This window comes from Rhodopseudomonas sp. P1 (genome assembly GCF_039642825.1).
Lineage (GTDB): Bacteria > Pseudomonadota > Alphaproteobacteria > Rhizobiales > Xanthobacteraceae > Rhodopseudomonas > Rhodopseudomonas palustris_H.
In genome coordinates, this window is sequence record NZ_CP088006.1 from 3,033,871 (window position 1) to 3,047,181 (window position 13,311).

14 protein-coding genes are annotated in these 13,311 nt (G+C 66.2%); 8 read left to right on the forward strand and 6 right to left on the reverse strand.

Annotated elements, in window-relative coordinates; all coding sequences use genetic code 11:
* Positions 1 to 71 precede the first annotated feature (71 nt).
* Entirely contained in the window at positions 72 to 1,304 is a 1,233-nt protein-coding gene (locus LRC39_RS14085) for a benzoate/H(+) symporter BenE family transporter (RefSeq protein WP_346294706.1), read from the forward strand.
* On the forward strand, positions 1,301 to 2,167 hold the full coding sequence (gene pdxY / locus LRC39_RS14090; RefSeq protein WP_346294707.1) for a pyridoxal kinase: 867 nt from the start codon (positions 1,301 to 1,303) through the stop codon (positions 2,165 to 2,167). Before LRC39_RS14085 ends, pdxY begins: the two co-directional genes overlap by 4 nt.
* 52 nt (positions 2,168 to 2,219) lie before the next feature.
* Here pdxY and LRC39_RS14095 read toward each other — a convergent pair whose 3' ends face one another.
* On the reverse strand, positions 2,220 to 3,095 hold the full coding sequence (locus tag LRC39_RS14095) for a DUF3471 domain-containing protein (RefSeq protein WP_346294708.1): 876 nt from the start codon (positions 3,093 to 3,095) through the stop codon (positions 2,220 to 2,222).
* A gap of 178 nt (positions 3,096 to 3,273) precedes the next feature.
* Complete coding sequence (locus LRC39_RS14100; protein WP_346294709.1) at positions 3,274 to 3,771, reverse strand: collagen-like protein; 498 nt, start codon at positions 3,769 to 3,771, stop codon at positions 3,274 to 3,276.
* A 245-nt stretch (positions 3,772 to 4,016) separates the two neighbouring features.
* On the opposite strand from LRC39_RS14100, the gene LRC39_RS14105 reads away from it, so the two are divergent.
* On the forward strand, positions 4,017 to 6,083 hold the full coding sequence (locus LRC39_RS14105; RefSeq protein WP_346294710.1) for an ATP-dependent helicase: 2,067 nt from the start codon (positions 4,017 to 4,019) through the stop codon (positions 6,081 to 6,083).
* Positions 6,084 to 6,089: 6 nt separating this feature from the next.
* Here LRC39_RS14105 and LRC39_RS14110 read toward each other — a convergent pair whose 3' ends face one another.
* Positions 6,090 to 6,413 carry a YdhR family protein gene (locus LRC39_RS14110; RefSeq protein ID WP_107357514.1) on the reverse strand — a complete coding sequence of 108 codons (324 nt, stop codon included), beginning with the start codon at positions 6,411 to 6,413 and terminating at the stop codon, positions 6,090 to 6,092.
* 72 nt (positions 6,414 to 6,485) lie between these two features.
* Positions 6,486 to 7,223 (reverse strand): hypothetical protein, encoded by a 738-nt coding sequence (locus LRC39_RS14115; RefSeq protein ID WP_346294711.1) that lies wholly within the window; start codon positions 7,221 to 7,223, stop codon positions 6,486 to 6,488.
* 63 nt (positions 7,224 to 7,286) lie between these two features.
* Here LRC39_RS14115 and nthA point away from each other — a divergent pair, with 63 nt between their 5' ends.
* The 4 genes from nthA to LRC39_RS14135 all read left to right on the forward strand — a co-directional run bounded on the left by nthA (position 7,287) and on the right by LRC39_RS14135 (position 10,254).
* On the forward strand, positions 7,287 to 7,922 hold the full coding sequence (gene nthA, locus LRC39_RS14120; protein WP_346294712.1) for a nitrile hydratase subunit alpha: 636 nt from the start codon (positions 7,287 to 7,289) through the stop codon (positions 7,920 to 7,922).
* Positions 7,919 to 8,575 carry a nitrile hydratase subunit beta gene (gene nthB, locus LRC39_RS14125; protein ID WP_346294713.1) on the forward strand — a complete coding sequence of 219 codons (657 nt, stop codon included), beginning with the start codon at positions 7,919 to 7,921 and terminating at the stop codon, positions 8,573 to 8,575. The genes nthA and nthB overlap by 4 nt, the downstream gene beginning before the upstream one ends.
* Positions 8,575 to 8,997, forward strand: coding sequence for a nitrile hydratase accessory protein (locus tag LRC39_RS14130; RefSeq protein ID WP_346294714.1), 423 nt, complete (start codon positions 8,575 to 8,577; stop codon positions 8,995 to 8,997). The genes nthB and LRC39_RS14130 overlap by 1 nt, the downstream gene beginning before the upstream one ends.
* A gap of 123 nt (positions 8,998 to 9,120) precedes the next feature.
* Positions 9,121 to 10,254 (forward strand): GNAT family N-acetyltransferase, encoded by a 1,134-nt coding sequence (locus LRC39_RS14135; RefSeq protein WP_346294715.1) that lies wholly within the window; start codon positions 9,121 to 9,123, stop codon positions 10,252 to 10,254.
* On the opposite strand, the gene LRC39_RS14140 is transcribed toward LRC39_RS14135, so the two are convergent.
* On the reverse strand, positions 10,227 to 11,522 hold the full coding sequence (locus tag LRC39_RS14140) for a serine hydrolase domain-containing protein (protein ID WP_346294716.1): 1,296 nt from the start codon (positions 11,520 to 11,522) through the stop codon (positions 10,227 to 10,229). The genes LRC39_RS14135 and LRC39_RS14140 overlap by 28 nt on opposite strands.
* A 78-nt stretch (positions 11,523 to 11,600) precedes the next feature.
* Positions 11,601 to 12,314: a 7-cyano-7-deazaguanine synthase QueC gene (gene queC, locus LRC39_RS14145; protein ID WP_107346607.1), complete on the reverse strand. Its 714-nt coding sequence runs from the start codon at positions 12,312 to 12,314 to the stop codon at positions 11,601 to 11,603.
* Between the two features lie 116 nt (positions 12,315 to 12,430).
* On the opposite strand from queC, the gene mazG reads away from it, so the two are divergent.
* The gene (mazG, locus tag LRC39_RS14150; protein ID WP_107344723.1) at positions 12,431 to 13,255 is read left to right on the forward strand and encodes a nucleoside triphosphate pyrophosphohydrolase; all 825 of its coding nucleotides are present in this window, start codon (positions 12,431 to 12,433) and stop codon (positions 13,253 to 13,255) included.
* Positions 13,256 to 13,311: the final 56 nt, after the last annotated feature.

A 13,311-nucleotide genomic window follows, 5' to 3' on the forward strand; every position in this document is an offset into this window, starting at 1 on the left:
ATCAGGCCACCTGACAGCTAGATGTCAATCCATCGAGCTCGCCTCGCTTCCAGCAGAGGATTGTCGACCGCATGCCGTCCCGCCCCCCGCCTTCTCCGATCCGCCTCGGCGACCTCACCCACCCGGTTATCGCCGGCCTGATCTCGGTGATCGTCAACTACGGCGGCACGTTCATCCTGGTGTTTCAGGCTGCCAAGATCGCTGGCCTCAGTCCCGAGTTGACGGCATCCTGGGTCTGGTCGATTTCGATCGGCGTTGGACTGACCGGATTGTTGCTGAGCCTGCACTATCGTGAGCCGATCATCACCGCGTGGTCGACGCCGGCGGCGGCATTTCTGGTGACCGCGCTGGCGACGACGCCCTATGCCGAGGCGATCGGCGCCTACATGATCTCGGCGGCGGCGTTCGTCGTGCTCGGCCTGTCCGGCTATTTCGAAAGGGTGATCCGTCTGATTCCGCCCGGGATCGCCTCGGGGCTGCTTGCCGGCATTCTGCTGCAGTTCGGGATTGGAGCTTTCGGCGGCGCCAGCGTCGATCCGTGGCTGGTCGGCTTGCTGATTGCCGCTTACGTCGCGTTCAAGCGCTTCTCCGCGCGCTACGCCGTGGTCGGCATTCTGCTGCTCGGCCTCACGTTCCTGCTGACGCAAGGTCGCGTCGATCTCTCCGGCCTCAAACTCGTCTTCGCGGCCCCGGTGTTCAGCATGCCGGAGTTCTCACTCAACGCCCTGCTCTCGGTCGCATTGCCGCTATTCCTGATCACGCTCACCGGTCAATACATGCCGGGGATGCTGGTGCTGCGGAACGACGGGTTCAAGACCAGCGCCAATCCGATCGTCACCGTCACCGGTCTCGGCTCGCTGATCATGGCGCCGTTCGGTTCGCACGCCTTCAACATCGCGGCGATCACGGCTGCGATCGCCACCGGCCGGGAGGCCCACGAAGACCCGTCCAAGAGATGGATTGCCGGCATCGCGGCGGGCTGCTTCTATGTGCTGGTCGGCGTGTTCGGCGTCACGCTTGCTGCGGTGTTCATGGCGTTTCCCGCCACCTTCATCACCACCCTTGCCGGTCTGGCCCTGCTCGGCACCATCGGCGGCAGCCTCGCCGGGGCGATGGCAGACCCGACCTCGCGCGAGGCGGCATTGATCACGTTCCTGGCCTCGGCCGCGAACATCAAGCTGCTCGGCATCGGCGGCGCATTCTGGGGCTTGCTGATCGGCGGACTCGCCTATGTTGTGCTCAACGGCCGCATCCCTTATGGCGCGACAGCCGATCGCTCCGCCGCCGAGGCGGCTGCAAAATGAACTACGGAACGACGCCGATGACGACGTCCATCATCTCGATCCAGAGCCAGGTTGCGCACGGCCACGTCGGCAACAGCGCCGCCGTGCTGCCGATGCAGGCGCACGGACTGAACGTGGCGGCGGTGCCGACGACGCTGCTCTCCAATCATCCGGGCCTCGGGAGCACGCGCGGCCGAGTGTTGGACGCCGAGCTGGTCGGCGAACTGCTGCGCGGGATCGAAGAACGCGGGCTGATCGAAACCAGCCGCTACATCGTGTCCGGCTATCTCGGCTCGCGCGCCAACGGCGAGGTGGTGGCGGCGTTCGTCAAACGCGCCCGACAACTCAATCCCGCCATCACCTACATTTGCGATCCGGTGATGGGAGATTCCCATGTCGGGGTGTTCGTGCCCGATGACGTTGCCGCTTGCATCTGCAACGAACTCGTGCCGCTGGCTGATCTGCTGACGCCCAACCAGTTCGAGGCCGGACTGATCGCCGGCCACCCGCTGGCGACATGGTCCGAGCTCAAGACCACGATCGACAAAATGCAGGCTTGGCGGGGAGCCCGTGTCGTCGTGACCAGTTGCAGGCTGGCGGATACGCCGGACGACTCGCTCGAGAACATCGTGTTCGAGGGCGCGACCTCCACCCGACTGCCGTCGCCGCGCCTGGAGCTGGCGGCGGCGGGCACAGGCGACCTCTACACCGGCCTTCTGATTGCGGGCCTCGCCCGCAATCTCAGCCTGGTCGATGCCGCCCGCCGCGCCGCCGCCATCGTGCTCGACGTGCTGAAACGCACCATCGCCGCTGGTGAACGCGAGATGCAGCTTGCCAGCGTCATCGATGCACTGAACCCCACCTGCGGCGAGACTCCTCGATGACGCCGGATCATCCATCATCAAATAGCACTTCGGGGTACTGCCGCTTCGAGCGTTAAAGCCCCGGCGCGACCCACGCGGTCGAAATCGCGCCGCGGCCATCAAGGCCGATGCGCCAGTACAGCGGCCGCCGCTCGTGCTGCACCAGATAGACATCAACACCGCCATTGCCGACGCCGACGAACTCGACGGTCCGAACCGCGCCGGCCTCGCCGATCTCCTCGTGCAACTTTGCCAGTTGCTGTCTGGTGGCGTTGGCCAGCACCTCGGTCATCTCATCGTAGTTGGGCTGACCAGTGTAAATCCCGTCGATCAGTCGGCGCAGCGCAGCTTCCGTGCCGGGACTCGGGCGGTTACTCGTCAGTTTCTGGGCGAGCTGCTGTTCGATCCGCCGAGCCTCTTCGGCGTCGATGCGCGGCATCGGGATATCGAGACCGTTCTGATGCAGCACCAGCGATTGTGCCACGCCTGAAGAGTCAGTGACGAAGCTAATCTGCGCGTCGACGACCTTGGCAAAGAACTGTGTGCGGCTCTCGGCGAACAGCGGCACGCCTGGCTGCCCGGTCAGCCGCGACACCAGCCGTCCGCCCTCCCGGCTGATCGTCATCACACCCTGATTGGCGAGCTCGTAGAAACCGACGTAGCGATCCAGGATCGCCGGATCGAGCCGAACCTCCTCACGCTCGGAGCTTCGCGTCGGCTCTCCTGCGGACTGGACGGCCGCCGACAGCACATTCCAGTTCTGGCAGCCCAGAACTTTGGCGATCAGCTCCAGGCTCTCGCTATGGGTAAGTTCGGCTTTCGGCTTGATCGCCTCGCGCAGCGTCTGCGCCATGGCCTTCGCGTCGCGGAAATCGCGCATCATGACCCCTCTGCAGGGCGAACTGATCAGGTCAGATGCTTGCGTTACTGACTCCGTTCGCCTTGGCAAAAGGGGGCACGGGTCGCTCTGATACGTTCACCATTCCCTGAGGGGGCGCAAGCGGCGGGTCGTATCCACCCGCGGCGACTCTGGCGCGCGCCGGGCTCGATGTCAAACGTCAGCGCAGCCTCGCACGATCGCGGCTGCGCGGCGCGATGCCGCGCAGCCGGATCGCATGCAAGCTCGATCAGTTCTTCGGCGCGGCTTCGCCGGCTTCCCCCTTCGGGCCGGCAGGGCCGACGGCGCCTGAGGGACCAGCCGGGCCGGCAGGTCCCGCGGGACCTGCAGGACCAACATCTCCCTTCGGACCGGCGGGACCCGCCGGGCCTGCAGGACCAGCGGGGCCGGCCGGACCTTGAGCGCCGGCGGCGCCCGCTTCGCCCTTCGGACCGCGCGGTCCGCAATTGGCGACCAGCAGGCCGGTCAGGGTTTCGGTCCCCGATTTCAGGTCGAGCTTGCAGGTCTCGGGGGCGTCCGACAGCGAGAATTTGAAACGACGCGACGACGAGCTCTTGGCCTTGTCGCCGGTGCCGACGACCTCGACCTCCTGGCCGGCCTTGGTGGTCTTGCCGGTGATCACCAGCTTGCCGCTCTCGATCGCCAGCGTGTCGATCTCCAGCGCCGAGGCCGCGCCGGAGGTCATCGCCAGGATCGCGGCTCCGACCAGAATGGATCGTCTTGCCATCAACTTCTCCCCACCTGTTGCAGTGACGCTTGCGCGTCGTGTCCATCGCCAAGGCGGCCGCCCGCGGTCGCCACAACCGAGGATAGCCGAATGGATGGCGGAGCATAGCCGGGGCAGCGCGACATTTTTGCTACGGAGCGCACAGTTCGCCGTGGACACCTGTGTGTCACACCCGCGCCAAGCCGGGATTGCGAACAAAGCAGGAATCTGGGAGCGTCCATCCTTCACCCGACAGGCGCTGATTCGTGTCCTTGCCCGCTCCGATCCTCGATGGCCTCAATCCCGAGCAGCGCTGCGCCGTCGAGCACGGCGCTGGCGCAGCTGCCTGCCAGCCACTTCTGGTGATCGCGGGCGCCGGCAGCGGCAAGACCAACACGCTGGCTCACCGGGTTGCGCATCTCGTCGTCGGCGGCGCCGACCCGTATCGCATCCTGCTGATGACGTTCTCGCGCCGCGCCGCCGCCGAGATGACCCGCCGGGTCGAGCGGATTGCCCGCAAGGTGCTCGGCGACCGCGCCTCGGCGCTGAGCGGCGGGCTGCATTGGGCCGGCACCTTCCACGGCATCGGCGCCCGGCTGCTGCGCGATTATGCCGAGCGGATCGGGCTCGATCCCGGCTTCACCATCCACGACCGCGAAGACTCCGCCGACCTGATGAACCTGGTCCGCCACGACCTCGGCTTCTCCAAGACCGACAGCCGTTTTCCGGCCAAGGCGACGTGCCTGTCGATCTACTCACGCTGCGTCAACGCCGGCCAGCCGCTCGATGTCGTGCTTGGCGCGAACTATCCGTGGTGCGCCGGCTGGGCCGCCGAGCTGAAGCAACTGTTCGCGGCCTATGTCGACGCCAAGCAGCGCCACAACGTTCTCGATTACGACGACCTGTTGCTGTACTGGGCGCAGGTGATGGAGGAGCCGGCCTTTGCCGAAGAGATCGGCGGCCGGTTCGATCACGTGCTGGTCGACGAGTATCAGGACACGAACGCGCTGCAGGCGCGGGTGCTGCTGGCACTCAAACCAGATGGCGCCGGCCTCACCGTGGTTGGCGACGATGCCCAGGCGATCTACTCGTTCCGCGCCGCCACGGTGCGCAACATCCTCGACTTCCCGAAGGCCTTCAATCCGCCCGCTCGCGTGGTCACGCTCGACCGCAACTATCGCTCGACCCAGGCGATCCTGTCGGCCGCCAATGGCGTGATCGATCTGGCGCGCGAGCGTTTCACCAAGAACCTTTGGACCGATCGGGCCGAAGGTTCGCGGCCGTTGCTGGTCGGCGTCCGCGACGAAGCCGATCAGGCGCGTTACATCGTCGAGCGCGTGCTCGACGCCCGCGAAGGCGGCGCGACACTGAAGCAGCAGGCGGTGCTATTCCGCACCTCGTCGCATTCCGCGCCGCTGGAACTCGAGTTGACCCGGCGCAACATCCCGTTCGTCAAGTTCGGCGGGCTCAAGTTCCTCGATGCCGCGCACGTCAAAGACATGCTGGCGCTGCTGCGCTTCGTGCAGAATCCGCGCGACCGTGTCGCCGGTTTCCGGGTGATGCTGCTGATGCAGGGCGTCGGCCCGGCGTCAGCGCAGAAGGCGCTGGATGCAATGACGGCCGCGGCCGATCCGCTCGGCACGCTGGCCGCCCTGCCCGCGCCGCCGCGCGCCGGCGCCGACTGGCGCGGCTTCGTCGAGGCGGTCCAGGAGCTGCGCAGCGGCGATGCCGGGTGGCCGGCCGAGATCGAGCGGGCGCTGATCTGGTACGCGCCGCATCTCGATCGCATTCATGAGGATGCTGAAACGCGCAGGGCCGATCTGGTGCAACTGGCGCAGATCGCCTCGGGCTATCCGTCGCGCGAGCGCTTCCTGACCGAGCTGACGCTTGATCCGCCGGACGCGACCTCCGATCAGGCCGGCGTGCCGACGCTCGACGACGACTATCTGATCCTGTCGACAATCCATTCCGCCAAGGGCCAGGAATGGAAGCAGGTGTTCGTGCTGAACGTCGTCGATGGCTGCATGCCGTCCGACCTCGGCACCGGCACCTCGGCCGAGATCGAGGAAGAGCGCCGCCTGCTCTATGTGGCGATGACCCGGGCGAAGGACGATCTGCACCTCGTGGTGCCGCAGCGTTTCTTCACCCACGGCCAGAACGCCCAAGGCGATCGCCACGTTTATGCGTCACGCACCCGGTTCATCCCCGAGCGGCTGCTGCCGCTGTTCGAACGCACCAGCTGGCCGCGCGTCACGCCTGAAGCCGCAGCAGCGGCGTCGCAGCGCGGCCCGCGTATGGACATCAATTCGCGGATGCGGCGGATGTGGACCTGAGCGCGATCAGGCCGCCGCGCTGGTGGTGATGGTGCCGCCGTCGGCGTTGTCGACGATCACCGGGCTGTCGAACCAGCTCATCACCGGCTCGGCGCCGTACAAAGCGGCGACGCGAGCGCGCCATTCGCCGCCATAGACGGCTTCGGCAGCCTCGCGGCTCTCCCACAGGTAGATGCCTCCGGCGGTCGCGCCGTCCTCGGAGCGAATGTAATATTTGCGGATCAGGCCCGGCAGCTTTTGGTATTTCGGCGCGCTGCTCTCGAACCGCTTCTTTGCCTCCTCCAGGCTGATCGGCGTCGCCATGTGAAACTGCACGACGGTGGTGATCATAGGAACCTCCTCGGATTTTTCCGGCATCTTAGCGCAGTCGGCGCCACGCTGTCTCTGCCCGCCGCGGGCCGGCTATTTGAACGCTTCCGGAAATCGCACCGTGGTGCCAAGGGTAATCCAGCGGGCATTTTCGCCGGTGATGTTGTGGCCGACGATCAGGTCCATCGAGAAGATCTCGTTGGGCCGCCAGCGCACGCCCGCCTGCGCGCGGGGCCGGATCTTGCCGGCGCTGTCGTCGGGCGCGCCTGAGGGGCCGAAGCCCTCCAGCGTCAGTTGCAGCGTGTCGGTGAACTTCCAGTCGAAGCCGACGCCGTAGCTGAGATAGTGCTGGTCGATCATCCGATCCCACAGCCAGCCGGCGTTGAGGTTGACCCGCATCGTCTCGGACAGCCGGTAGGTCGCCGGCAGCGTCACGAACGCGACCGTGTTGTTGCCGCTGGCTGCATCGTAGGAGCCGCCCGCCTCGATCGCGAGACCGAACCGGCCGATCGCGGTCGGCACCAGGACGGTCTTGAGCTTCGGCGACAGTGTCGTGCTCCAGTCGCCGTCGGCGCGCGCCTGGTTGGCCTGCAGCGTCAGCTCGAACGGACGACCGAGGTCGACCACGCAGGACGGGTTCGCCACTGCTGAAAAGTCGGTGTTGGTGGCTCGCGACCACCAGCTTTCCAGCTTGCACGAACCCAGTTCGGAAATGTCCGTGGCATCGACCGCGTAGGCGCCGTTCGCCGCCCAGGCTTCGCCCGACAGCAGCAAAGCCAGCCCGATCACGGCAAGCAGCAGAACGGTCAGGGCGCGGGTCAGCGGAAGCATGGAACCAGCCTTAGCAGACGGCCGGCTCGACAGCTTCCGCGACTTCCGCCTATCCTCAACTTCATGGCCGACCATGAGCATCATCATCCCCACGATCACGACCATTCCGAATTGTCGGAGACCGAGCTGCGGGTGCGCGCGCTCGAAACCATCCTCACCGAAAAAGGCTATGTCGATCCAGCGGCACTCGATGAGCTGATCGAAACCTATGAGACCAAGGTCGGCCCGCGCAACGGCGCCCGCGTGGTCGCCAAGGCCTGGAGCGACCCGGCGTATCGCGAGCGGCTGCTGCACGACGCCACCGCAGCGATCGCCGAGCTCGGCTACACCGGCCGCCAGGGCGAACACATCGTCGCCGTCGAGAATACGCCGGCCACCCACAACATGGTCGTGTGCACGCTGTGCTCCTGCTACCCGTGGCCGGTGCTCGGCCTGCCGCCGGTCTGGTACAAATCGGCGCCGTATCGTTCGCGTGTGGTCAAAGAACCCCGCGCGGTGCTGGCCGAATTCGGTGTGACACTGCCGCAGGACACGTCGATCCGGGTGTGGGATTCAACTGCGGAAATCCGTTACCTAGTCATTCCCATGCGTCCGGTCGGCAGCGACGATCTCAGCGAAGAACAGCTCGCCGACCTCGTCACCCGCGACAGCATGATCGGCACAGGCCTTGCTCGCACGCCCGCGGAGATCACGGAATGAACGGCGCACACGACATGGGCGGCATGGACGGCTTCGGGCCGGTGATGCCCGAGAGCGATGAGCCGCTGTTTCATGCCGCGTGGGAGCGCCGTGCCTTCGCGCTGACGCTGGCGATGGGACGTCCCGGCGGCTGGAACATCGACATGTCGCGGTTCGCCCGCGAGAACCGTGCGCCGATCGATTATCTGTCGAAGAGCTACTATCAGCTCTGGCTCGCGGGCCTCGAAACGCTGATGGCCGAGCGCGGCCTTGTCACCGCAGACGAGATCGCCGCCGGCCGCCCGCTGCATCCGGCAAAGCATGTGTCGGTGCTCTCGGCCGCGGACGTCGCCCCGACGCTGGCGCGGGGCGCGCCGACCGAACGTGAAGCCGCGGTCCCTGCCCGGTTCGGCGTCGGCGATCGGGTCCGCGCCAAGGAACTGCATCCACGAACCCATATCCGGCTGCCACGCTACGTCCGCGGCCGGGTCGGCACGATCGAACTGGTGCACGGCGCGCATGTATTTCCCGACAGCCACGCGCATGGCGGCGGCGAGCAGCCGCAATGGTTGTACACGGTGGCATTCGCAGCACGCGAATTGTGGGGCGACGATGCCGACCCGACCTCACGGGTCTCGGTCGATGCCTGGGATTCTTATCTGGAGCCGGCGTGATGAGGGGCCATTCCGAGGCTGCGGCGATCGCGGCACGCAGCGTGCCGGGCCTGCCCCGCGACGATGACGGCCCCGTGTTCCGGGAGCCCTGGGAAGCCCACGCCTTTGCAATGGCGGTGACGCTGCACAGCCGCGGCCTGTTCACCTGGCCTGAATGGGCGGCGGCGTTGTCCGCCGAGATCCGCCGAGCCCAGGCCGACGGCGATCCCGACTGCGGTGACACCTACTACCGCCATTGGCTCGCGACGCTGGAACAGATGGTCGCGGCCAAGGGCGTCGCCAGCCTCGCGACCCAGCATCAATACCGCGACGCCTGGGACCGCGCCGCCGATCGGACCCCGCACGGCCATCCGATCGAGTTGCAGCCCGGCGATTTTTCACAGTCAGAAGCGTTTTCGGCGGCTGAGTCACCGCCGCGTTAACGCTGATGCGACAAGTTTGGTCTGTGCGTCATTGACGTCAACGAGAACCGAACCGATCGGCGCTAATCTGCAGCCTGCCGACAGATCGCGGATGGCGAGGCTGCGGCGGCAGCGAGTTGGGTGATGGCGCAGATCGATTTTGATCGACCGATGCGGTGGGCGGCAAATGCCGCCGGCCGCTATCTCGCCGAAGCGACCTGCGACTCCGAACTGTTTCTGCAACGCGCCGCGGCACTCGGCCCCTCCGCGGCGATCACCCCGTTTCAATCTACCGACTGGCTGAACGCCTGGCTGAGACTGCTCGGGCCTTCCGCGTCCGCCGAGCCGCTGCTGATCACCGTCCGCGACAGCTTCCGCGACGAGATCGCGATGCTGCTGCCGCTGGTGATCCGCCGGGTGTGCGGCGTGGCGCTGGTCGAATTCGCCGACCTCTCGGTGTCTGACTACAACGTGCCGCTGCTCGGCCCCGCCGCCCCCTCGACGCCGGAAGCGGCCGCCGCGGCTTTCGCCGCCGCGTTGGCGGCGATGCCCGACGTCGACGTGGTGCGGCTGTGCAACCTGCCGCTGACCGCGGGTGGCAAGGTCAATCCTCTGGCGCTACTCGCATCCACGCCCTCTTCGACAGTGCGCAACGTCACCACGCTGCCGCACTCATGGGACGACTATCTCGAGTCGCGTCCGCGCAAATTCCGCAAGGCGCTGCGCCAGCACCATCGCACTCTCGACGCGCTCGGCGGCGTGCGGGTTCGGATGATCACCTCGCCCGGCGACGACACCGCAAAGCTGTTCGGCAAGCTCGATCAGTTTCAGCGCGCGCGCATCGCCGCGCTCGGCAAGCGCTACGTACTCGACCGGCCGGCTTATGCGCGGTTCTATCGCGAGGTGTTTTCGCGCGGACAGGCGATGCTGTCGGTGATGGAATCCGGCGATTCCGTCGTCGCGGTCGCCTACAGCCTGCTGCATCGGCAGAGCTGCACGACGGTGCGGCTCGCGAACGCCCGCGCAGAATGGAGCCGTGGATCGCCTGGCATTGTGCTCGCCAGCGAGATCATCCGTTGGCTGATCGACAACGGCATCGAGCAGTTCGATCTCGGCGCCGGAGGCTACGACTACAAGAAGCAGCTCGGCTGCGAGCCGCAGCCGCTGCTGGTGCTGGAGAAGGCGCTGACGCTGAAAGGCCGAATGGCGCTGTCGGCGTGGTCGACCTATACGGGCGGCCGCTCGCTGGTTCAGTCGCTGACGGCGAAGGCGTCGTAAACCAGCTTCTTGAACATCGGCACCACCCGGCCGCGTTCAGTCTCGGTCTGCTGCATCAGGATGTAGATCATGTCGAGCGACGGATCGACGCCGAAATAGGTGCCGCTGCCGCTGTCCCATTTCAATTCACCGATTGAGCCTGGCGCCGGCGGATTTGCCTCACCCGGCTCGACCCGCACGGCCAGACCGTAGCCGTACCCAAAGCCGTCGCCGGGAAAATAGAAGTAGTCGCGCTCGACGCCGGAGCCGGGACCGATCTGATCGGTGGTCATTATCTTGAATGCCGCAGGGCTCAGATAGCGGCGGCCGTCGAGTTCACCACCTTCCAGCAACATTTGGGCGAACCGCGCGTAGTCCGTGACGGTCGACAACAGTCCGCCGCCACCCGACTGCCATTCCGGATGCGCGCGGCGCTGCCGCTCGGCATCGGCCAGCACGGTATCGGTGGGAAACACCGCGGCCATCCGCTCCTGCTCCGCCTCGGTTCGCAGCACAAAGCTGGTGCTGGTCATGCCGAGCGGATTGAACAGCCGGTGCTTGAGGAAATCGTACAGCGGCTCGCCCGACACGATCTCAATGACACGGCCAAGCACGTCGGTCGAATGGCCGTAGCGCCACAGCGTGCCGGGCTGGCGCGCCAGCGGCAGCCGGGCCATCCGCTCCGCGAACTCAGCATTGTCGAATCGGCCAGCAAACAGGTTTGCCCGCTGATACGCCGCCATAATCAGTTCGCCGCCGATATATTCGTACGTCATTCCCGAGGTGTGGCGCAGCAGATCTTCGATCGTCACCGGCCGATCCGGATCGACCAGCTTCAGCACCGGTTTGCCGTCTTCGACAGTCTCGATCCCGACCTTCACGTGCGCGAACGACGGAATGTACTTCGCGAGCGGATCCTGCAATCCAAGTCGGTGCTCGTCGATCAGCATCATCGCCGCGACACTGGTGATCGGCTTGGTCATCGAATGCAGCGCAAAGATCGTATCCGGCGTCATCCGGTGACGCCGCGCGGCGGTACGCCAGCCGAAGCACTGCAGATACACCGGTTTGCCGTGCTGCTGGATCAGCACCACGGCACCCGGCAGCTTTCCGGACGAAACTTCATGATCGAAGAAGGCGCTGAGTCGCGCCAGCTTCTCAGGCTTGGGAGCCGCCGCGGCGCTACCGGGCGCGGCGGCGAGCCGCACCGTCCCAGCAGGCATGGTCAGCGCCGCGCCGATCGCTTGGAGAATCTGGCGGCGGCGGATCGAAACGAAGGAGCGCGGCATGGCGAGCATGTCCGTAGCGTCGAGACGCCAGCTTTAGCACGCGCACCGTTGCGGCTCGATGATACGAAAGAGTACGGATCAGATGCCGGAGGCGTACTCGATCCAGCCCTTGGCACGCAGCCGGCATGCCGGACATTCGCCGCAGCCATAGCCCCAATCGTGACGCGCCCCACGCTCGCCGAGATAGCAGGTGTGCGAGTCCTCGCGGATCAGATCGACCAACGCATCGCCGCCGAGCTCTTGCGCGAGCTGCCACGTGGCGGCCTTGTCGCGCCACATCAGCGGTGTGTGTAGCGTGATGTCGCGCGCCATGCCAAGCGACAGCGCCGTCTGCAACGCCTGGATGGTATCGTTGCGGCAGTCCGGATAGCCGGAGTAATCGGTCTCGCACATCCCGCCGACGATGTCGGTGATGCCGCGCCGATACGCCAGCGCTGCCGCGAAATTCAGGAAGATCAGATTGCGGCCGGGCACGAACGTGTTCGGCAGGCCATCGGCGCCCATCGCGATCGCGACGTCGCGGGTCAGCGCGGTGTCGGAGATTTGTGCCAGCGTCGGGATTGTCAGGGTGTGATTGTCGCCGAGCTTGGCGGCCCAGTCGTCGCTGATGGCGCGGAAACCGTCGAGCAGCCGCGCGCGGCACTCCAATTCGATCAGATGCCGCTGGCCGTAATCGAAGCCGATGGTCTCGACGCGGGCGAAGCGCGCCAGCGCCCAGGCCAAACAGGTCGCGGAGTCCTGCCCGCCGGAGAACAGCACCAGCGCGGTCTTGTCGGATGAATGGTCGGTCATGCGCATGGCTGTAGCACCGCGCGGCGGGCGCGCCAAATCCTGCGCTATTTTCGCTGGGATGGCGGCCCCGGTTGCGGCATAGGAGACGGGACTTCCTCCTGCCCCGGACCAGCGCCATGACCCCTTCCCGCGATATCGCCCGCCTGATCGAGATCATGGCTGCGCTCCGGACCCCGGTGACCGGTTGTCCCTGGGACCTCGAGCAGGATTTCGCGACGATCGCGCCCTACACCATCGAGGAAGCGTTCGAGGTCGCCGAAGCGATCGCCCGCCACGACCTCGACGACCTCCGCGAAGAACTGGGTGACCTACTGTTGCAGGTGGTGTTCCACGCACGGATCGCCGAAGAGCGCGGCGCCTTTGCGTTCGGCGACGTGGTCGAGGCCATCACCCGCAAGATGATCCGCCGCCATCCGCATGTGTTTGCCGATGCCGAGGGCAATCTGACGCCGTCGCATGTCGAGGGCGTCTGGGACCGGATCAAGGCGGAGGAAAAGGCCGAGCGCGCCGCCCGCCGTGGCCTCACCGAGCAGCCGTCCAGCTCGGTGCTGGCCGGCGTCAAATCCGGCCAGCCGGCACTGTCGCGGGCGATGGATCTGCAGCGCAAGGCCGCCAAGGTCGGGTTCGACTGGAACGATCCGCGCGCGGTGCTGGCGAAGATCCGCGAGGAGACCGATGAGATCGAGGCGGCGCTGGACCGCGGCGATCAGGCGCACATTACCGAAGAGACCGGCGATCTGTTGTTCGCGCTGGTCAACCTTGCCCGCCACGCCAATGCCGACCCGGAAATCGCGCTACGCGGCGCCAACGCCAAATTCGAGCGCCGCTTCGCCTATATCGAGCAGGCGCTGGCGGCACAGGGCCGCTCGCCCGACGACGCCACGCTCGCCGAGATGGACGCGCTGTGGAACGAGGCCAAGGCGACCGAAGCGACGAAATAACGCCTCCCGGTTCCGATTCCGGCCGCGGCTTCCTATCTATGCTTGCACGAAAACAA